A 21,286-nucleotide genomic window follows, 5' to 3' on the forward strand; every position below is an offset into this window, starting at 1 on the left:
CTCTCCTCTCATTATTTGAGATGAACTAGGTCAGTCGTTTTGCATACTGCGTTACCTGGTATAGTGCTTCTTCGAATTGTTGTACGGGATGTTGCCATCCAATGCTTTGCACATCATGCATCGCCTGTTGCCCTAAACGTTTAAGTGTGCTGTTATCTGGAATATCTAATACATGTTGAGTGAATTGCTTGATGTCTCCAATTGGACATAACCAGCCATTCTGCGCATGTCTGCCATGAAGTTGAGCGCAGGCATAGTCATAAGCAATAATCGGTAAACCACTCGCCATCGCTTCGATAACGACATTCCCAAAGGTTTCTACCTGACTTGCAAAAACAAAAACATTTGCACTCGCATAGGCTTCAGCAAGTTGTGTGCCAGTTAGACTGCCTATAAAAATCACATGTTCAGCACCTGGCATTTTTTCTAAACGACCACGATCCGGACCGTGCCCTACCAACACCAACTTTACTTTTCGTTGTGCTTGTTGTCGCAGTTCAGAATAGGCATCAATCACCACATTGACTTCTTTTTCAGAAGACAAACGCCCAACATAGATCAAGACTGTGGTGTCTTCATCTGCACCCCACTGTTGTCTCAACTGTTCAGAGTAGCGTTGTGATGAAAAGCGTTCTGTATCAATTCCTCGCCCGACCACAACCAATGGACAGGTCACACCAAACTCACGTAATGCCTGCTCTGTATCACGGCTTGGTACACAGGTCAGTTGCGTCGCGTTATGGAACCATCGCAAATAACTTTGAATCGGTTTGACCAAGAACGCTAAATCAAAAAAGCGGCTAAATTCTTGGAATTGTGAATGAAACCCACTTGATACCGGAATTCGTCGTGTCTTTGCCGCATGCAGCGCAGTAAAGCCTAAAGGCCCTTCAGTCACGATATGTACCACATCAGGTGAAAATGCCGAAATCGCTTGAGAGACTTTTAGAAATTGGGGCCAGCCAAACTTCATGTCTGGATATTTCGGAATTGATTGCCCAGTCACCAAGCATTCTTTATTTGGGCTAAAGTCTTGACATTGGGTCTTTTGTGCAGGGCGAATCAGTAATATTTTATGACCTTGGTTTTGCAAGCCTTTACACAGTTGCATTAAAGACAAAGCAACACCATTGATTTCTGGTGGCCATGTTTCAGTCACGATTGCAATTTTTAGTCGAGGTCGGGATAAGTCACGAATAAGATGGTCTTTATTCGTATCGATTTTTTTCTTGTTTGGATTAAAATAAAATTTAAAGTTATCGGGAAAATCTTGTTGTTTAAATTGCAAGGTGTTCGCGTACGGTTTATTCATACGATACCTAATCTCTTCATTTTTGAATAGATTAGGCTAAGTTTTTGACATTTTAATGATTATTTAATGACAGTTTTTTGACCATTATCAGTTTTCATCAGAAATACGATTTAACAAACCATTCTGAACTTGATAAAGCTGTCCATTACCAAAATCAATTTGTTGTTTTTCACCGTGTAAACTTGGGAAACCAACAATTTTTTCAAGTTGCGGAGAACGTTGAAATTGTTGTGTTTTTGGATTGTACATCCAGTAAATATAGCGTTTATCATCGACTGTACGACCTTGTGACAAGTCCGACACAATGACATCATAATAACCATCAAAATTGATATCCATATAGCCAATACTGTTTGGATAACCAGTAAAACCTGTCAAGCTCTGTACTACTGTATTGTTGGTTTTATTTAACACATCAACACGTTTTAGGGTTTTTCCATAAGGGCTATTGGCATCATCTTGAGCATAAAATTTAAAGATAAAAACGGGTTTATTGCTGACTTTAAAAGCAGGCTCAAACTGTATCGACTGCCAAGCTGTATTTGGTTTCTTTAACAATGATGCTTTAAACACACCTGTATTTGCATTTAATAGGCCAGTTAATTGATCACTACCATTTACAGAAGGATCTGATTGAGCAGTAATCGACTTTAAATCCAACTGATCTGCTTTTTGTGTCCCTTTAAAGTCTGTTGTTGTACCATCCATTAAATCCGTTAGCACACCATGCGGATGGGCAATCCCCGCATAAAGATTCATAAAGTATCGACCTTCACTCGACTTGAGCATACGCTGCATCGATACGCGTACGCCACTCAGTGGTTTTAGCGCAGTGTTGCTCGAAGTGGGCTGCGTTTCAGCAAAACTAAAGCATGAAATTGACAAAGTTGTCATTGCGATGAGAAGTTTAGATTTCATGCTTGAATACCACGTTTAACCAGAATCAATAATGTGTAATTTATCACAAAATAAATTTTTGTTAGTTAAAAATTGCTACCCTAAAGATGATTTTAAAAGCGCGACTTAGACGCGACCAATTGGCTGTTTAGCAACATGTCCTTTTTTCTTTAACTCCTCAATGTACTTTAATTCATTACGCGCTTTTGCATCCGAGGGATCAACCTTCAAGACTTTATTAAAATATTGAGTAGCTTCATCCAGTTGATTTAATTCAATCAAACTCACCCCTAAACTGCGTCTTACACTCTGTTGAATCGCCAATCTTTTTTCTTCAGGCTCAAGTAAATACAGATACTGTTCAGCAGCTTTATAGCTTTCCAATGACGCTTGCCACTGTTTTTGTGCTTGCTGAATAAATCCTGCTTCTTTTAAATATTCACTATTAAAAGGTGATAACGTTAAAGCACTTTTCAACTTTACTTGAGCATTTTTTAAATCATTCATTTCAATAAAGGCATAAGCTGATTGAAAGTATAAGTCCGCCCAATAACCTGAAAAAACTCGAATATTTTTTTGCTTTCCCATATCAAGTGTCAGGTATAGCAAGGTTTCAGCTGATCCTTTGGCTGCATAGAGGGTATCTAGACTACTGTTTTGGTATTTTTCAAAATACTGAATTGCAGTCTGTAATACTGCGATGACCTGTTGTGGATGACCCGCATTTAAAGACTGATTGGCTTTTTCTAAAGCATTGAATGCAATCTTTTCATCGAGTAGTTTGTGTTGTGTATTTTGAACATTACGATTCTGCCTAGAATTTTGCCTAGAATCATCAACGCTCGCGTTCTGTGCATATACTGGATATATAGCACAACAGCCAAACATACTCATGATGGCTAAATATGTGTTTAATTGCATGTTATTTTCTTCTTTATTATTAAATTTAGCTAAAATATAGCATAAAAAAACCCACTCAAAAGAGTGGGCTTTGATAAAAACTAAAAATTAGTTCTTTTCTTTATCTACGATTTTGTTGGCTTGAATCCAAGGCATCATCGCGCGTAATTTACCGCCAGTCACTTCAATACCGTGAGCTGCGTTTTGACGACGACGAGCTGTCATAGATGGATAGTTCAATGCACCCTCTTGGATGAACATCTTCGCATATTCACCTGATTGGATACGTTTAAGTGCATTACGCATCGCTTCACGTGATTGCTCGTTGATCACTTCAACGCCAGTCACATATTCACCGTATTCAGCATTGTTAGATACTGAATAGTTCATGTCCGCAATACCGCCTTCAAACATTAAATCAACGATTAATTTAAGTTCGTGCAAGCATTCGAAATAAGCCATTTCAGGTGCATAACCCGCTTCAACAAGCGTTTCATAACCCATTTTAACCAATTCAACAGCACCACCACAAAGTACTGCTTGCTCACCAAATAAGTCAGTTTCAGTTTCTTCACGGAATGAAGTTTCGATGATACCTGTACGACCACCGCCTACACCTGAAGCGTAAGAAAGTGCAACGTTACGTGCATTACCAGAAGCATCTTGATGAATCGCGATAAGATCAGGTACACCTGAACCACGTTGGAATTCTGAACGTACAGTATGACCTGGTGCTTTTGGTGCAACCATGATCACGTCTAAATCTTTACGTGGAACAACTTGGTTATAAAGTACAGCGAAACCATGTGCAAATGCTAAAGTCGCACCTTCTTTGATGTTTGGTTCGATCACGTCACGATAAAGCTGTGATTGAAACTCATCTGGTGTCAAGATCATCACTAAATCAGCTTGAGCAACAGCAGCTGGAACTTCAGCAACTTTAAGGCCTGCATTTTCAGCTTTTTTCCAAGAAGTAGAACCAGCACGTAAACCAACAGTAACGTCTACACCTGAGTCTTTAAGGTTTTGCGCGTGAGCATGACCTTGTGAACCATAACCAATGATCGCTACTTTTTTACCTTGGATGATAGATAAGTCGCAGTCTTTATCATAAAAAATTTGCATTGCTGTCTCCGCTAAAATGCTGTGTTTCCTCTTCCTATCCTGAAGATTATTGTTTTGAATCTTCTAGTCTAAGTCCCTCTCCTATTGCGAGGAGAGGTTATACATGAGGGAATAAAAAATCAAATAATTAATTACTGGTTGAGGTGCAACTAGAGTGAAAGAACCTTTTCACCACGAGCAATCCCGGATACACCAGAACGAACAACTTCTAAAATTGTGTTTTCTGCAAGAGCATCAATAAAACCATCAATTTTTTCAGTTGTACCCGCAATCTGAATGGTATAAGTCGTTGGTGTAACATCAACCACTTGAGCACGAAAGATATCCGCTGTGCGCTTAATTTCAGCACGTGCAGAACCCAATGCTTTGACTTTAATCAGCATCAGTTCACGCTCAATGTGCGCGCCTTCTGACAAATCAACCACTTTAACCACTTCGACCAATTTATTCAGCTGTTTGGTGATTTGCTCAATTTTATGGTCATCACCATAAGTGGTTAATGTCAAACGTGACATGGTTGGATCTTCTGTTGGTGCGACATTTAAAGTTTCAATGTTATAGCCACGTTGAGAGAACAACCCCACTAAACGAGAAAGCGCACCAGCTTCGTTTTCAACGAGTACAGAAATAATATGTCTCATTCAGTACGCTCCCCTTTAGACAACCACATATCTTGCATAGATTGACCAGCAATAAGCATCGGATATACATGCTCGGTACGATCAACCATCACGTTAATGAATACACATTTATCGTTAATCGCCATTGCTTCTTTAAGCTTAGACTCAAGCTCATCCGCATGGTCAATCTGAATACCTACATGACCGTAAGCTTCCATCAATTTTGGAAAATCGGGTAATGACTCAACATAAGAACTTGAATGACGTCCTTCATAGTTCATATCTTGCCATTGTTTTACCATCCCCAAAGCACGGTTGTTCAAGCAGAGAATTTTCACATTTAAGCCATATTGCTTACATGTAGAAAGCTCTTGGATACACATCTGAATCGATGCTTCACCTGTGATACACACTACTTGTTGATCTGGGAATGCAAGTTTCGCAGCCATGGCATAAGGTAAACCCACACCCATTGTGCCTAGGCCACCTGAGTTGATCCATTGACGTGGACGTTTGTATTTGTAATACATCGCACCAAACATTTGATGCTGACCAACGTCAGAAGTAATGATCGCTTCACCATTGGTTACTTTGTCTAAGACTTCAACCACTTGTTGTGGTTTCATCACACCATTTTCACCTGGCGCATAACGCAAACCATGTACTTTGCGCCATTCGTTGATTTGTGACCACCATGCCGAGATTTCTTCAGGGTTTGGTTTAGAAACATTCATTTGTTTCAATTGAACCAACATCTCTTGAAGTACTGGCTCTACCGCACCCACGATTGGGATATGCGCCATAATGGTTTTTGAAATCGTCGCTGGGTCGATATCAATATGAATCACTTTCGCGTTAGTACAGAACTTCGCTGGATTATTGGTTACACGGTCATCAAAACGCGCACCGATCGCCAAGATAACATCAGCATTATGCATACTCATATTGGCTTCGTATGTACCATGCATACCCAACATACCCAAGAATTGCTCATCATCGCCTGGGAATGCACCCAAACCCATCAGCGTATTGGTCACTGGGTAATTCAATAAATGCGCCAATTCAGTCAGTAATGCAGAAGCATTGCCTTGAACAACACCACCACCTGTATAAATCACAGGGCGTTTGGCATTAATCAGCTCATCAATGGCTTTACGAATTTGACCTGAATGACCGCGGTGAGGTGGCTGATAAGAGCGCATCTTCACTTTTTCAGGATATTCATAAGCAAATTTGTCGACAGGATTGGTGACATCCTTCGGAATATCAACCACAACAGGACCCGGACGACCTGAAGCAGCAATATAAAATGCTTTTTTAATAACGGCAGGAATTTCACTTGCATGACGCACTTGAAAACTATGTTTTACGATCGGACGAGAAATACCGACCATATCTGTTTCTTGGAATGCATCTTCACCAATAAGATGGCTGGCAACCTGTCCAGACAAAATCACCATTGGGATTGAGTCCATATAGGCTGTAGCGATTGGTGTTACAGTGTTGGTTGCGCCAGGTCCAGAAGTGACCAGCACTACACCTGTTTTACCCGTCACACGTGAGTAAGCATCTGCCATATGACCAGCAGCTTGCTCATGACGTACGAGGTAATGATTGATTTTATCTTGTTTAAATAGCGCATCATAAATATGTAATACTGCGCCGCCTGGATATCCAAAAACATGTTCAACGCCTTCGTCCGCCAATGCACGAACGAGCATTTCACCACCAGATAAAAGTTCCAACGTATTCACCCTAATCTTTATTCCACAGCGCTATGGGAGACACAGGCCGTGTTTCATTCATTGATTGTGCGCTCTGTTATAGCACACATATTTACTAGTTTTTGCAGCAATAAAAAAATAAATCGTCACGCAGCTGTTTGAGCTGTATGAATCACTGAAATATGTTGGGATAAACATGCTTCGGTAGAGTCATTTTCTCGGCTTAGAGAAAATGTTATTGCTTGCTTTGATATTTTTACTCGAAGGGTGATCGAAAAAAACATCTGAAACTAAAGTAAGCATTTTTGTAGTTTTAGCGAACAAAGTCAAGGTTTCTATCAGGCTTTTTATTGTTTATTTACCAAGCGTTTATTTTTAAAACTATTCCTTTTTTTTGGTTGTCTTATAAATAAAATTTTCAAAGACTTATAAGCCAATAAAATTGCAAAAGAATTATTTAAAATTTTATTTTTCTGTATAAAATAAATACGATTTCTAAAATACCCAGATCAAGCGAAAACAATCCGATGTATATTAGATAGCAGAATGATTTTTCGTTTTCATCTGAATAAAAAATGACTCAAAGGTTTTATAAAATGAAACAACGTCAACACTTTGCACACACGGCTTTTGTATCGACAATTTTTGCCTTATTCTCTGTGGTTGGGGTCAGCGCCAGTCATGCAAAACAGTATTATAAATGGGTAGACAGCAAAGGCTCTACCCATTACACCACCACGCCACCGCCGAAGAATGCGCGTAGCCAAAGCAAGGTGAATACTTATGGCTATCATGGAGATTCAACACCCACCAACTCAGCACCAACAGCTCAGCCGCATACACCACAAAATCAGCTACAAAATGGGCAACCACAAGGTACTCAACCGGTAACCCCAGCACCAGTGGTTAACCCACCGAATACACAACAGCCGAATGTTGTTCCACAAAATGGGCAAAATACACCTATTAGTGTTGCCCCAGTCAATAATTAAATTAAAAGTAAAATCACAAGTTTTTCAGATTTAAAAGCGCGCAAAATTCACTTTTAGATGGATTTTGCGCTATGCTGTGTGCACAGTTTTTTAACCATTATTCTCAAATACATTTATGACTACTCATATTGACCCTGAATATCAAGCAAATGCGATTGAGCCTCAAGTCCAAAAAGACTGGGAAGATCGCAAATCGTTTAAAGTTGCCGACACTGTAGAAGGTCCACGTCGTTATATCCTCTCGATGTTCCCCTACCCAAGCGGCAAACTGCATATGGGTCATGTGCGTAATTATACTATTGGTGATGTGATCAGCCGTTTTCACCGTCTCAAAGGTGAAACTGTGCTACAACCGATGGGTTGGGATGCTTTCGGCTTACCTGCTGAAAATGCAGCGATTGCCCATCAAGTTGCGCCAGCAAAGTGGACCTTTGAAAACATTGCATATATGCGCGATCAATTGAAGAAACTTGGTCTATCTGTCGACTGGGATCGCGAATTTGCCACCTGTACACCAGAGTATTACCACTGGGAACAATGGTTATTTGTACAGCTCTATAAAAAAGGCTTGATCTATCGCAAGCTGTCTACAGTGAACTGGGATCCTGTAGACCAAACTGTTCTTGCAAATGAACAAGTTGAAAATGGACGTGGTTGGCGTTCAGGTGCATTGGTAGAAAAACGTGATATTCCAATGTATTACTTCCGAATTACCGATTATGCACAAGAATTATTAGACGATTTAGATACCTTAAAAGACGGTTGGCCACAACAAGTTTTAACCATGCAACGCAATTGGATTGGTCGTTCAACGGGTATGGACATTACCTTCCCGTCGGCAAATCCTGAAGTTTATGCAGATGGTTTAACGGTTTATACCACACGTGCCGATACCTTGATGGGGGTAACTTATGTTGCGGTTGCAGCTGAACATCCTCTAGCGCTCAAAGCTGCTGCGATTCAATCTGAAGCAGGCAAGCCAGAACTTGCTGCCTTTATTGAAGAATGTCGTATGGGTTCTGTTGCAGAAGCGGATCTTGCGACTGCTGAGAAAAAAGGCATGGCAACAGGTTTATCTGTTAAACACCCTGTTACGGGTCAAGATATCCCTGTTTGGATCGCAAACTATGTATTGATGTCATATGGTTCAGGCGCGGTGATGGCCGTTCCAGCACATGATGAACGTGATTTTGAGTTTGCCAATAAATTCAACTTACCAATCAAACAAGTCATTGATGCCAAAGGCTCAGATGATGCCGAATATTCTGCTTCAGAATGGCAGGAATGGTACGGTTCTAAAGAAGGTAAATTGGTCAATTCATCTGAATTTGACGGTTTAGACTTCCAAGCTGCTTTTGATGCATTCCTAAGCAAATTAGAACCACAAGGTCTTGCCAGCGCTAAAGTTCAATTCCGTTTACGTGACTGGGGGGTTTCTCGTCAACGTTACTGGGGTTGTCCAATTCCGATGATCAACTGTGACAAGTGTGGTCAAGTCACTGTTCCAGAAGATCAACTGCCAGTTGTTCTTCCAACAGATGTGGTTCCAGATGGTTCAGGTAATCCTTTAAATAAAATGCCTGAATTTTATCAAACAAAATGCCCAAGCTGTGGTGGTGATGCACGTCGTGAAACCGATACTTTGGATACCTTTGTAGAGTCATCTTGGTATTATGCACGTTATGCTTCTCCTGATTTCACGGGTGGTTTGGTTAAACCTGAAGCTGCAAAATCTTGGTTGCCTGTAAACCAATATATTGGTGGTGTAGAGCATGCAATCCTACATTTACTTTATGCACGTTTCTTCCATAAACTTATGCGTGATGAGGGTGTGGTACAAGGCAATGAACCATTTACCAACTTATTGACTCAAGGTATGGTTTTAGCGGATACCTTCTATCGTGAAGCGGAAAGTGGCAAAAAAACTTGGTTTAATCCTGCGGATATTGAGTTAGAAAAAGACGAGAAAGGTCGTGTACTTTCTGCTAAATATTCAGGTGACGGTCAAGACGTTGTGGTTGGTGGTCAAGAGAAAATGTCGAAATCGAAAAATAACGGTATCGACCCACAAGCGATTATTGACCAGTACGGCGCGGATACTGCACGTGTATTTATGATGTTTGCTGCACCACCAGATCAATCTTTAGAATGGTCTGATGCGGGCGTTGAAGGTGCAAATCGTTTCTTAAAACGTGTATGGCGTTTAGTTGCAGGCTTCCTTGAAAAAGGCAACCATGCAACAGCAATTGATGCTTCGAAACTTTCCACTGAAGCGCAAGACCTGCGTCGTAAAACTCATGAAACGATTCAAAAAGTGGGTGATGACATCGAACGTCGTCATGCATTCAATACTGCGATTGCAGCTTTGATGGAATTACTCAATGCCAGCAATAAGTTTGAAGCAAAAGATGACAACGATGTTGCTGTAGCACGTGAAGCAATTACCACTTTACTGACTTTACTTGCACCATTTGCACCACACTTAAGTCAGACCTTATTGACTGAGTTTGATATCGATTTAACTTCGGTACTGTTCCCTACGGTTGATGAGTCTGCATTGACACGCAATACACAAACCATCGTAGTTCAAGTCAATGGTAAGCTTCGTGGCAAGTTAGAAGTCTCTGTCGATGCATCGAAAGATGAATTATTGGCATTGGCTAAAGCATTACCTGAAGTTCAGCAATTCTTAACAGGTCCAACCAAGAAAGAAATTGTGGTTCCAAATAAGCTTGTGAATTTGGTGGTTTAAAAAGCTTTTAAGCCTCCCTTTCTAAAAGGGAGGTTTGGAGGGATTTTATGAAAAAAATCTCCCCTAACCCCTCTTTAAAAAGAGGGGGACTAAATGCAATAAACAAAACCCAAACAAAGCCCGTTGTCATTCAACGGGCTTTGATTCTAAAATGGCGTGAATTTATAAAGATTAAATATTCCATATCCAATGGAATTTCATGAGGACAAAGCATGCATTTAGTTCAACGTGTTGCTGCAGTTGTATTAACTTTGGGTCTGAGTGCGGGCTTAGTAGGTTGTGGCTTTCATTTAAAGGGCACCAATGCCCAAGCAACGCCTTTGGTTTACACCAAATTACAACTGGTATTACCAGCGAATACTGAAGATCTTGAAAAGAAACTCAGTGTTTATTTAACTGCAACAGGTGTCCAACTGAGTAATTCAAGTGACGCTTATGTATTACGAGTATTAGACTACAAACCTGTTCGTCATGAGTTAAATGGTAAATTGGTAGAAACACTACTCCGTCTAAGTGTTACTTTCCAGATTGAAGATAAACAAGGAAATCCGATTACTGAACCTCGGACCTTAAATGCATCTCGTAGTTATCAATATGATGTTGCAACGGTCAACACAGATGATCAACAATATAAATATCTGAGCCAAATTTTGATTGATGACATTGCACAACAAATGTCGCGTCAAATTGCGGCCAATCGCTTACCTAAAGCACGTACTCTTTCGACCCAACCTGTAGCGCAATAATTCTATGAAACTTGACTATTTACAAGCCCTTAAACGTGTTGATGAAGCGCGAGGTGTTTGGATTTTACATGGTCAAGAACCACTTTTAGAACAAAACCTACTCGACGCTTTAAGAAAAAGCTGGGCAAAACATGAAATAGAAAGACAACGCTATGATCTCAATAGCGTTTCCGACTGGAAAAATGTCTTTAATGCTTTGAATAGCTTATCTTTATTTTCGCAAAATCTTGCACTTGAAGTCCATGGCAATATCAAACCCGATGCCAATGGACTCAAACAACTCAAACACTATATTCAACATAATGAACACAACTTGCTTGTGATCATTATGCCCAAACAAGACTCAAGTAGTCTAAAGTCAAGTTTCTTTCAAACAGTTGAAGCCAATGGTGTTGTGATTGCTTTAACCGCAAATTACCCGCAAGACCGTCAGCGAATATTGTCAATCGAAGCAGATCAGCTTGGTGTTCAGCTAAATCAAGATGCCTGGATCTGGCTTGAACAACATCATGAACATAATCTTTTAGCTGCCAAAAATAGCCTGATGCGTGTTGCCGACACCTTCCCAGATCAAAAACAGATTTCAATTGAACATTTACAAGAATGTTTACAGGATCAATCACGTTATAGCACCTTTGATTTAAGTGATGCATTGATTGCTGGAAACTTGGCGCTTTCGATTAAAATTTTCCAATATCTTGTGGAGTCAGGCGAACCCAACAGTTTAATTTTATGGACAATTAGTAAAGAAATGCGTCTTTTGATGCAGTTGTATGAACAACCACAAAATGCCTTACAGCTCGGTATTTGGAAAACCAAGATTTCGTTGTATCAACAAGCACTTAGACGCTTAAATCCACATTCATTTTTAACTTGGCCACAACTGTTATTGCGTGTAGATGCAGCAATCAAAGGACTCAGCAAAGAAAGCCCAGAACATATCATTCAGCAATGTATTGCTGAGTTATGTGGAAAAACTTTATTTATCAATGCTTAGATAGATATTATACAGAATAATTCTCATTTCCATTTATTTTAAAAAATTCACGCTTTATCCTTATTTAATCATTATAATTTGATCAATTTTTCTCTCAGCCCAATTATCGCTATGCCAAAAATAAAACCAGCCAAAGCCATTCTTATAGCGGTTTGTCTTGCCATCATTGCCGCAATCGCATGGTACGTATTAAAGCCTAAAAATACACAACCGCAGTATATAACCTCAGAAGTCACACGTGGTGATATTGAAGATGCAGTTCTTGCAACAGGTGATTTAGAAGCAACCAAGATGGTGAGCGTTGGTGCGCAGGTTTCAGGTCAAGTTAAAAAAATGTACGTCAAGCTGGGTGACCAAGTTAAACAAGGTCAACTGATTGCACAAATTGATTCAGTGCGTCAAAGCAATGATTTAAAAACGGCTGAAGCCAATATTAAAAATCAACAGGCTCAGTTGACAACCAAACAGGCGACTTTAGCCAAAGCTGAGGCAGAATATAACCGCCAAAAAAATATGTTTGCACAAGATGCAACCTCTAAAGCAGATTATGACAGTGCCTTAGCCGCATTTAAAACAGCACAAGCTGATATTGCTTCGATGAATGCACAAATTGAACAATCCAAGCTTACACTTGCCACATCACAAGAAAACTTAGGTTATACCCGTATTGTTGCTCCTATGGATGGTACTGTGGTAGCCATTGTGACCGAAGAAGGTCAAACGGTAAACGCCAACCAAAGTGCACCGACTATTGTGAAACTTGCAAAATTGGACACCATGACCATCAAGGCACAAGTGTCTGAAGCAGATGTCATGAAAGTTCAAGAAGGTCAAAAAGTTTATTTCACTACACTGGGTGATAGTGAGAAAAAACGCTATGCAACACTGCGTCAAGTAGAGCCTGCACCAGAATCAATTAATACTGAAACATCAAGCAACTCATCTTCATCATCAACCAGTACAGCGATTTATTATAATGCCCTGTTCGATGTACCAAACGATGATGGTAAACTCCGAATTGATATGACCGCACAGGTGTATATCATTCTGGCTGAAGCCAAAAATGCACTGACTGTTCCTGCTGCGGCATTACAGTCTTCAAACCGCCCACAACGTGCCAATAAATCCGCAAATGGCGCATCTAGTGCAAATTCAACTCGTTCAGCATCTGCACCTCAAGGTCAAGCAAATAAAAATGGACAAAATGCTGCTGATCGCCCAGAACGCCTTGAACTCACCGCAGATGAAAAGACTTTGATTGATCAGGGTAAAGCTTCGGTTTCGATTGTTCGTGTTTTACAGGCGGATGGTAGTGCTCAACGTAAACAAGTTTTAATTGGTTTAAATAACCGTGTAACCGCCCAAGTACTGCGTGGTCTCAATGAAGGTGATCAAGTTGTACTAGCAGATGGTTCAGATACATCCAATGACTCTGCAAAACGAAGCAATAAAAACAGTGGCCCAATGAGACTCTAAGCATGGATCAGAACAATCATCAGATCAAACCTCTACTTGAGGTCAGTAATCTGATTCGTGAGTTCCCTGCGGGTGAATCCACTATTCAGATTTTAAAGAGTATTAACCTTAAAATTTACCCCGGTGAACTGGTTGCTATTGTTGGGCAATCTGGTTCAGGTAAATCGACATTGATGAATATCTTGGGCTGTCTTGATCAACCCACATCAGGTAGTTATCAAGTTAATGGACGTGAAACAGGTCAACTTGAACCCGATGAACTCGCACAATTACGCCGTGAATATTTTGGCTTTATTTTCCAGCGCTATCATTTATTGGGTGATTTAAATGCTGCAGGAAACGTTGAAGTCCCAGCGATTTATGCTGGTATGGATCCGAGTGTGCGTCAAAAGCGCTCACATGAGATCTTGACTGACTTAGGACTCGGTGAAAAAACTGAAAACCGTCCAAATCAGCTTTCGGGTGGACAACAACAGCGGGTTTCGATTGCCCGCGCATTGATGAATGGTGGTGATGTCATCCTTGCGGATGAACCAACTGGTGCACTAGATAAGCACAGTGGTGTTGAGGTTATGCGTATTTTGCGTGAGCTCAATGCCAAAGGTCATACCATTATCCTAGTTACCCATGATATGAATGTGGCAAAAAATGCGACACGTATCATTGAAATCAGTGATGGTAACATCATCGCGGATAAGCCAAATGTTCCCGAACATGATGATGAGATTGATATTGTTGTCGATCCAGAACCTAAGTCGAATCGTAAAAAGTCATCTAAATGGCGTTCTGCATTAGATCGTTTTGCCGAAGCCTTCCGTATGGCCTTGCTGGCAATGAATGCCCATCGTATGCGTACCTTTTTAACCATGCTGGGTATTATTATCGGGATTGCATCTGTGGTCTCGGTGGTGGCTTTGGGCAATGGCTCACAAAAGCAGATTCTTGATAACATCAGCAGTTTAGGCACCAATACCATTACCGTCTTTCAGGGACGTGGCTTTGGTGACAACTCGAAGACAGCACAGTTTAAAACCTTGGTTCCAGCAGATGCTGAAGCACTCTCAGAGCAACCTTATGTCGAAGCAGTCAGTCCAACAGTCAATAGTAGCGTAACAGCACGTTTTAAAGACACCGAAGCTTCTGCAACCGTCAATGGTGTCAGTGCTGATTTCTTCTATGTGCGTGGTATGACCTTTAAATCTGGGCAAGCTTTTGATAAAAACAGTATCACTGGGCGAGCGCAGGATGTGGTGATTGATGCCAATACTGAAAAGACTTTCTTTGCAGATGGCACTAACCCTGTAGGGCAAGTGCTGTTATTGGGAAGTGTTCCAAGCCGAATCATTGGTGTGATTGATGCACAGCAAGGCTTTATGGGCAACTCAGACAGTCTCAATGTTTATCTACCTTATTCAACCGTCATGAGCCGAATGTTAGGACAATCCAATGTTCGTAGCATCATCGTGCGTATTAAAGATGAATATCCAACTGCGGTTGCTGAAAATGCCATTTTAAGTTTGTTGGAACAACGTCATGGCGCACAAGATGTCTTTACTCAAAACTCTGACAGTATTCGTCAAACCATTGAACAGACCACACAAACTATGACTTTACTGGTTTCAGCTATTGCGGTGATTTCATTGGTTGTCGGTGGTATTGGGGTAATGAACATCATGTTGGTGTCTGTGACCGAGCGTACCCAAGAAATCGGTGTGCGTATGGCTGTAGGTGCTCGGCAAAGTGACATTCTGCAACAGTTCCTGATCGAAGCTGTTTTGGTGTGTATTTTGGGCGGTATCTTAGGGGTCCTGCTCTCTTTAGGCATTGGACAGTTGATTGGACATATTGCCAAAGGCAGTTTCCAAATGGCGTATTCAAGCACCTCTATCATTGCGGCATTTGTATGTTCAACCTTGATTGGTGTGGTATTTGGATTTATCCCAGCTCGCAATGCAGCACAGCTCAATCCTGTTGATGCACTTTCGCGTGAATAACCGAAGAATAAGGAAATTATTAATGCAAATGAATTTAAGCAAACTTGCAAGCGCCTTGATTCTTGGGAGTTCATTGGTCGGTTGTGCGGCTGTGGTTAAAACCCCATACGAGGCCCCTGCTGTGCAAATTCCAAATGGTTTTGTTTACGACAATGCAAAATCTAAACAAGTTCAGGCAGATTTATATGCAGATCAGTGGTGGACCTTATTTGGTGATGCTCAGTTAAATCAACTGGTCAATCAAGTGATTCAACGCAATGCTGATTTGGCTGTTGCAGGGATTAACTTACAAACAGCCCGTTTAAGAGCTGGCTTAGCGCGAGACCAACAAGGTCCTCGTGTTAATTCTGGAGTATCTACAGGCCATAGCTTTGACCTTCATTCAGGTGATGATGCTGCCAAAGGTCTATCTCTCAGTGCGGGTGTCAGTTATGAAGTGGATTTGTTTGGAAAATTAGCACGTCAAACTGAAGCATCGAAGTGGGAATCTTTAGCCACTGAACAAGACTTACAAGCGACTGGGCAGACCTTAATTGCCACAACCGCAAATTTATATTGGCAATTGGGTTATTTAAATGAACGCTATAGCTCTGCCCAACAAAGCCTAGCTGCTACTCAAAAAACCTTTGAATTGGTGCGTACTCAATATCGCGCTGGCGCAGTTTCAGGACTAGATTTGACCCAAGCTGAGCAATCGGTACAAAGCCAAAAAGCCAGTTTAAGCCAAATTGAACAGCAACGTGTTGAAACACGTACCGCTTTGGCAGTGTTATTACAAATACCTGTGCAACAGTTAAATATTCAAGAACCACAGCAATTACCGCAGATCAGTCTACCCAATATCTCAGCGGGTTTACCGGCAGATATTTTGTCGCGCCGTCCTGATTTAAAAGCAGCCGAATTGCGTTTACGTGAATCTTTGGCGACCAAAGATGCCACCAAAGCCAGCTATTATCCTTCAATCAGTTTGACGGGGAATTTAGGTTCAACCAGCACATCATTGACAAATTTATTGAAAAATCCTGCACTGACTTTAGGCGCAAGCTTAAGCCTGCCGTTTTTACAATATAATGATATGCAAAAGAATTTAAAGATCAGTGAACTGGACTATGAAAAAGCCATTGTTCAATATCGCAATACCTTGTACCAAGCTTTTGCGGATACTGAAAATGCATTGTCGAATCGTACAGAGCTAGATAAACAAGTCGCCTTTCAACAAAAGAACTTGGAACTTGCGGAAAAAACAGAACGTTTGACCAATGTACGCTATCGTAATGGTGCAATTGCTTTAAAAAATGTTTTGGATGCTCAAGAAACCACGCGTAGTGCTCGTTTGTCTTTAGTCCAAGCAAAGCAAAGCCAATACAATGCTTATGTCACTTTGATGCAAGCTTTGGGTGGTAGTCCGATTAAGCAATTACCTTAAGAATGTGTTGAGATAAGAAAGCCCTGAGGGGCTTTTTTTCATGCTATGTTTTCTTTTTGGGTCAATACCCTACTATTCTTATAAGCTGGGTATTGCAAATTGCCATTTATCATATTTAACCCATTAATATAATTAAAGATAAAAATTAATTTTAATCTTTTTATTTATCTTTCACGCTAAAGAAACCAAATTTTAAATTGTCTTTTGCTGTCACTATATATGGATCATTTTCATCTACGGAATTATCTTTTTTAAGCTGTTCACTCCAATAAAATGGTTTTGAAAAAAGAACTGTGATTCGTCGTCCAAAGAACCGAATAAATTCAGGTATGGCAAAAATAATCGCATAGAGTGGTGTCTGAAAATGATTGATAAACACGGTTTGCCAACTTTGCTTAAAGGATTCTTTTTTCTCTTGAATATCATAACAATATGTTAATTTACTTTTATAATCTTGCTCAGGATCATCTATCCCTTTTCTGTAGTACAGTGGTTCAGGCCCCTGTTCTACATAAGTTTTTATAAATAGTAAAAAGCCTTCTATATAGTCTTTATGAATATTGGGTGTACCCAACTGTATATCATGTTTTATCACTTCACCATCAAGTATATAGGCATGTAACTCATATAGCGGTAGCCCCACTACACCTTGTGATTGAACGATATCAAAATAAAGATCACTTAATTTTAATTGCAGGATTTCATTACTTTTACTGAAAGTTATTTCTTTGTTCTTCCTATTTAGAATTATAGAGTTGTATAGAGGTTTAAGGAGTTCACTCCTTATCAATGGCTGAAGCATCGTTAGAAGAATATATAAGCTTGCAATAAAAATAGATATGGCTCCAAACCACATAATATAATCTATTTCACCATAATCAAAAAAAATCAAATATATAAAGAAAATACTCATTACAAGTACGGGGATACCCATTAATAAAGAATAAATAAATGACTTTCCAATCCAAATATACTCTTTATTAATAAATTCTATAAATGTCGAATTCATCTGAATAACAGAAAAGTTATGATTGATCACACGTTTGAGTTCAAAAGTATCGAGTTTAAAGAGTTGATACTTCTTTACACTTTCTCCAACTTTTGTACGAGGAACGAAATACCATGGATTTTTCATTTATCTTTCATCTCAAACATACTAAATTCAAAGTTGTCATTAAAACTAATTTCCTCTGGTCGTTCTTTTTCCATTTTATTTTTAAGGATGACCTCTTTATGCCATATAGGTAGAGGCTTTATATTAAGCAATATTCGTCTTGCAATAAAATTACACACATCAAAAGGATAGGAAAATAAAGCAGGAACCCAGTTATCATGATAAATGATTCGAAATGACTTCCATGTATCTCGATAACTTTCTTTTGCACCAATGACCTGCTGACAAAATGTCAATTGAGTAAAAGGGTCTATCGTTCCATACATCGGATTAGGCTTGGGATACAATTCTTCTGGTCCTTTATGCATAAAATGACAAATAAATGACCATAAGCCTTGGGTATTACCCCAACCAATCATAGGAAAGCCAATGACAAAACTATGTTTTAACAGACCATGTTCAACAATATGCGCTCTAAGTTCTCTCAAGGTAAATCCAGAAAGCCCAAAGCTTGTACCCATCACATAAACAACATCTTTCCAATCTCGTTCTATATACTCAGCATCAGTTAAATAAAAAAATACTTTGCCTGTTTTTCGGTTAAATAAAATCGGTTTACAAATAGATTTTTTATGATCATGCTTAAAGTATGGACTCAAAAAACCATATAATGTAAAAAACAATAAGAATAAATAAACAAATACAATAAATATATATAAGAAAACACCTTCATTATAAAATGGTTTAACCAACATGTAGACCAAGCAACCAATTATAAAAAATATTAAAGGTGATATAAAAACTAAAAGACTTATTCCTTTTCCTAACCTCGCATAAGATTGATCTATAAGTTCAATATAATCATCATTCATGCTTAGAAAAGACCAGTTATGATTACGTTTGAATTCATCATAGGGAGATAAAAGTACATCACCTTCATCTAATCTAGAAAAAGGTATATTTTCTTTAAAAACATAATAACCAAACGAATGTTTTTTAATTTTACTTTTCATTATGCAACCATGTTTACTTATACTTCCAAATATTAAGCTCAAAAAAATATAATTTTCTTTTTAATTTTTAAAAATCAAAGCGCTTACGCGCTTTATCATTTATCTTTCATCTCAAACATACTAAATTCAAAGTTGTCTTTAAAACTGATCTCCTCTGGACGTTGTTGCTCCATTTTATTTTTAAGAATAACTTCTTTATGCCATACAGGTAGAGGCTTTATATTAAGCAATATTCGTCTTGCAATAAAATTACCAAGATCAAAAGGAAAAGAAAATAAAGCAGGAACCCAATTATCATGATAAATAATTCGAAATGATTTCCACGTATCCCGATAACTTTCTTTTGCACCAATGACCTGTTGGCAAAATGTTAATTGCGTAAACGGATCTATTGTTCCATACATCGGATTAGGCTTTGGATATAGTTCTGCTGGTCCCTTATGCATAAAATGACATATAAATGACCATAAACCTTGGGTACGAAAGATACCAATCATAGGAAAACCAATGACGAATGTGTGTTTTAAAATACCATTTTCCACAATATGTGCTCTAAGCTCTCTTAAAGGTGCACCTGAAAGACCAAAGCTATTCCCCATCACATAAACCACATCTTTCCAATCTCGCTCGATATACTCAGCATCAGTTAAATAAAAAAATACTTTGCCTGTTTTTCGGTTAAATAAAATCGGTTTACAAATAGGTTTTTTATGATCATGCTTAAAGTATGGTATAAGAGTAGAAATTAATGGAAGTAGCCATATCAAAAATATTATAAATATTATTAAAAATGAGATACCAAGATTTTCATCCCCACCTATATTAAAAATAAAATATATAAAATGAAGTGAAATTAAAAATACAGGAAACAACATTATTAAAATACTGACTCCCTTCCCTAACCTTGCATAAGATTGATCGATCAGTTCAATATAATCATCATTCAATCTTAAAAAAGACCAGTTATGATTACGTTTAAACTCATCATGAGGATTTAACAGTACATCACCTTTATCTAATTTTGAAAAAGGTATGTTTTCTTTAAACACATCATAACCAAACACATGTTTTTTAATTTTATTTTTCATCATGTAACCATTTTACTGATGCTTCCAAATATCAAGCTATCAAAAAATATAATTTTCTTTTTTAATTCCAAAAAATCAAAGCGCTTGCGCGCTTTATCATTTATCTTTCATCTCAAACATACTAAATTCAAAGTTGTCTTTAAAGCTGATCTCCTCTGGACGTTGTTGTTCCATTTTATTTTTAAGGATAACCTCTTTATGCCATACAGGTAGAGGCTTTATATTAAGCAATATTCGTCTTGCAATAAAATTACCAAGATCAAAAGGAAAAGAAAATAAAGCAGGAACCCAATTATCATGATAAATAATTCGAAATGATTTCCACGTATCCCGATAACTTTCTTTTGCACCAATGACCTGTTGGCAAAATGTTAATTGCGTAAACGGATCTATTGTTCCATACATCGGATTAGGCTTTGGATACAATTCTTCTGGCCCTTTATGCATAAAATGACATATAAATGACCATAAGCCTTGGGTACGGAATATACCCATCATCGGGAAGCCAATAACAAAAGTATGTTTTAAAATACCTTCTTCAACGATATGCGCTCTAAGCTCTCTTAAAGGTGCACCTGAAAGACCAAAGCTATTCCCCATCACATAAACAACATCCTTCCAATCTCGCTCGATATATTCAGCATCAGTTAAATAAAAAAATACCTTACCAGTTTTTCGGTTAAACAAGATCGGTTTACATAATGGTTTCTTATAATCATATTTATAAAAAGGACGAAAAAAAACAAAAAAGCAAAACCATATTATAAAAACAACAGAAGTTACAATCAAGAAAGTTATAAATATTGAATCATTACTATCACCACCAAGAGTAAAATATAAGTATAAAAAATATAATGCAATTAACATAAGTGGAATTACAAATATAAATGGGCTTAAGCCTTTTCCAAGTCTTGCATATGACTGATCTATAAGTTCTATATAATCATCATTCATTCTTAGAAAAGACCAGTTATGATTACGTTTAAACTCATCATGAGGATTTAAAAGTACATCACCTTCATCTAATTTGGAAAAAGGTATGTTTTTTTTAAATACATCATAACCAAACACATGTTTTTTAATTTTACTTTTCATTAGAGAGCCATTATA

At 38.7% G+C, this 21,286-nt stretch carries 17 protein-coding genes; 7 read left to right on the plus strand and 10 right to left on the minus strand.

The annotated features are described in order from the left end of the window. Window positions 1-25: 25 nt before the first annotated feature. From AC07U8_RS18410 to AC07U8_RS18435, 6 genes are all read right to left on the minus strand, one after another. Window positions 26-1,312, minus strand: coding sequence for a glycosyltransferase family 4 protein (locus AC07U8_RS18410; RefSeq protein WP_494738376.1), 1,287 nt, complete (start codon window positions 1,310-1,312; stop codon window positions 26-28). An 87-nt stretch (window positions 1,313-1,399) separates the two neighbouring features. Continuing rightward, window positions 1,400-2,230, minus strand: a complete 831-nt coding sequence (locus AC07U8_RS18415; RefSeq protein ID WP_494738377.1) for an XAC2610-related protein — start codon at window positions 2,228-2,230, stop codon at window positions 1,400-1,402. A 105-nt stretch (window positions 2,231-2,335) separates the two neighbouring features. Continuing rightward, the gene (locus AC07U8_RS18420) at window positions 2,336-3,130 is read right to left on the minus strand and encodes a tetratricopeptide repeat protein (RefSeq protein WP_494738378.1); all 795 of its coding nucleotides are present in this window, start codon (window positions 3,128-3,130) and stop codon (window positions 2,336-2,338) included. Between the two features lie 87 nt (window positions 3,131-3,217). Continuing rightward, complete coding sequence (ilvC, locus tag AC07U8_RS18425; RefSeq protein ID WP_151802126.1) at window positions 3,218-4,234, minus strand: ketol-acid reductoisomerase; 1,017 nt, start codon at window positions 4,232-4,234, stop codon at window positions 3,218-3,220. A 149-nt stretch (window positions 4,235-4,383) separates the two neighbouring features. After that, the gene (ilvN, locus tag AC07U8_RS18430; protein WP_004725868.1) at window positions 4,384-4,875 is read right to left on the minus strand and encodes an acetolactate synthase small subunit; all 492 of its coding nucleotides are present in this window, start codon (window positions 4,873-4,875) and stop codon (window positions 4,384-4,386) included. Continuing rightward, entirely contained in the window at window positions 4,872-6,599 is a 1,728-nt protein-coding gene (locus tag AC07U8_RS18435; RefSeq protein WP_016539389.1) for an acetolactate synthase 3 large subunit, read from the minus strand. Before AC07U8_RS18435 ends, ilvN begins: the two co-directional genes overlap by 4 nt. A gap of 575 nt (window positions 6,600-7,174) precedes the next feature. Between AC07U8_RS18435 and AC07U8_RS18440 the strand changes: the two genes are divergently transcribed. From AC07U8_RS18440 to AC07U8_RS18470, 7 genes are all read left to right on the plus strand, one after another. Then, entirely contained in the window at window positions 7,175-7,570 is a 396-nt protein-coding gene (locus AC07U8_RS18440) for a DUF4124 domain-containing protein (protein ID WP_494738379.1), read from the plus strand. A gap of 115 nt (window positions 7,571-7,685) precedes the next feature. Then, complete coding sequence (gene leuS / locus AC07U8_RS18445) at window positions 7,686-10,322, plus strand: leucine--tRNA ligase (RefSeq protein ID WP_239044847.1); 2,637 nt, start codon at window positions 7,686-7,688, stop codon at window positions 10,320-10,322. 212 nt (window positions 10,323-10,534) lie between these two features. Continuing rightward, complete coding sequence (locus AC07U8_RS18450; protein WP_004725857.1) at window positions 10,535-11,068, plus strand: LPS-assembly lipoprotein LptE; 534 nt, start codon at window positions 10,535-10,537, stop codon at window positions 11,066-11,068. 4 nt (window positions 11,069-11,072) lie between these two features. Next, window positions 11,073-12,065, plus strand: coding sequence for a DNA polymerase III subunit delta (gene holA, locus AC07U8_RS18455; protein WP_494738380.1), 993 nt, complete (start codon window positions 11,073-11,075; stop codon window positions 12,063-12,065). A gap of 111 nt (window positions 12,066-12,176) precedes the next feature. Next, on the plus strand, window positions 12,177-13,541 hold the full coding sequence (locus AC07U8_RS18460; RefSeq protein ID WP_494738381.1) for a MacA family efflux pump subunit: 1,365 nt from the start codon (window positions 12,177-12,179) through the stop codon (window positions 13,539-13,541). Window positions 13,542-13,543: 2 nt separating this feature from the next. Beyond that, entirely contained in the window at window positions 13,544-15,535 is a 1,992-nt protein-coding gene (locus AC07U8_RS18465; protein WP_004725851.1) for a MacB family efflux pump subunit, read from the plus strand. Window positions 15,536-15,557: 22 nt separating this feature from the next. After that, entirely contained in the window at window positions 15,558-16,961 is a 1,404-nt protein-coding gene (locus AC07U8_RS18470) for an efflux transporter outer membrane subunit (protein ID WP_494738382.1), read from the plus strand. 160 nt (window positions 16,962-17,121) lie between these two features. Here AC07U8_RS18470 and AC07U8_RS18475 read toward each other — a convergent pair whose 3' ends face one another. The 4 genes from AC07U8_RS18475 to AC07U8_RS18490 form a co-directional block, all read right to left on the minus strand. Next, window positions 17,122-18,096 carry a hypothetical protein gene (locus AC07U8_RS18475; RefSeq protein WP_494738383.1) on the minus strand — a complete coding sequence of 325 codons (975 nt, stop codon included), beginning with the start codon at window positions 18,094-18,096 and terminating at the stop codon, window positions 17,122-17,124. Beyond that, entirely contained in the window at window positions 18,093-19,088 is a 996-nt protein-coding gene (locus tag AC07U8_RS18480; RefSeq protein ID WP_494738384.1) for a DUF6708 domain-containing protein, read from the minus strand. Before AC07U8_RS18480 ends, AC07U8_RS18475 begins: the two co-directional genes overlap by 4 nt. 95 nt (window positions 19,089-19,183) lie before the next feature. Continuing rightward, complete coding sequence (locus AC07U8_RS18485) at window positions 19,184-20,176, minus strand: DUF6708 domain-containing protein (protein WP_494738385.1); 993 nt, start codon at window positions 20,174-20,176, stop codon at window positions 19,184-19,186. Between the two features lie 96 nt (window positions 20,177-20,272). Beyond that, window positions 20,273-21,271, minus strand: a complete 999-nt coding sequence (locus tag AC07U8_RS18490; RefSeq protein ID WP_494738386.1) for a DUF6708 domain-containing protein — start codon at window positions 21,269-21,271, stop codon at window positions 20,273-20,275. Window positions 21,272-21,286: the final 15 nt, after the last annotated feature.

This window comes from Acinetobacter sp. GW821-FHT01E09 (assembly GCF_059422385.1).

Coding starts and splice junctions, on each gene's coding strand:
- leuS (WP_239044847.1), top strand. CDS start 7,686: ATGACTACTCATATTGACCCTGAATATCAAGCAAATGCGATTGAGCCT.
- AC07U8_RS18485 (WP_494738385.1), bottom strand. CDS start 20,176: ATGAAAAATAAAATTAAAAAACATGTGTTTGGTTATGATGTGTTTAAA.
- AC07U8_RS18420 (WP_494738378.1), bottom strand. CDS start 3,130: ATGCAATTAAACACATATTTAGCCATCATGAGTATGTTTGGCTGTTGT.
- ilvN (WP_004725868.1), bottom strand. CDS start 4,875: ATGAGACATATTATTTCTGTACTCGTTGAAAACGAAGCTGGTGCGCTT.
- AC07U8_RS18465 (WP_004725851.1), top strand. CDS start 13,544: ATGGATCAGAACAATCATCAGATCAAACCTCTACTTGAGGTCAGTAAT.
- AC07U8_RS18475 (WP_494738383.1), bottom strand. CDS start 18,096: ATGAAAAATCCATGGTATTTCGTTCCTCGTACAAAAGTTGGAGAAAGT.
- AC07U8_RS18440 (WP_494738379.1), top strand. CDS start 7,175: ATGAAACAACGTCAACACTTTGCACACACGGCTTTTGTATCGACAATT.
- AC07U8_RS18410 (WP_494738376.1), bottom strand. CDS start 1,312: ATGAATAAACCGTACGCGAACACCTTGCAATTTAAACAACAAGATTTT.
- ilvC (WP_151802126.1), bottom strand. CDS start 4,234: ATGCAAATTTTTTATGATAAAGACTGCGACTTATCTATCATCCAAGGT.
- AC07U8_RS18460 (WP_494738381.1), top strand. CDS start 12,177: ATGCCAAAAATAAAACCAGCCAAAGCCATTCTTATAGCGGTTTGTCTT.
- AC07U8_RS18480 (WP_494738384.1), bottom strand. CDS start 19,088: ATGAAAAGTAAAATTAAAAAACATTCGTTTGGTTATTATGTTTTTAAA.
- AC07U8_RS18415 (WP_494738377.1), bottom strand. CDS start 2,230: ATGAAATCTAAACTTCTCATCGCAATGACAACTTTGTCAATTTCATGC.
- AC07U8_RS18450 (WP_004725857.1), top strand. CDS start 10,535: ATGCATTTAGTTCAACGTGTTGCTGCAGTTGTATTAACTTTGGGTCTG.
- AC07U8_RS18470 (WP_494738382.1), top strand. CDS start 15,558: ATGCAAATGAATTTAAGCAAACTTGCAAGCGCCTTGATTCTTGGGAGT.
- AC07U8_RS18490 (WP_494738386.1), bottom strand. CDS start 21,271: ATGAAAAGTAAAATTAAAAAACATGTGTTTGGTTATGATGTATTTAAA.
- holA (WP_494738380.1), top strand. CDS start 11,073: ATGAAACTTGACTATTTACAAGCCCTTAAACGTGTTGATGAAGCGCGA.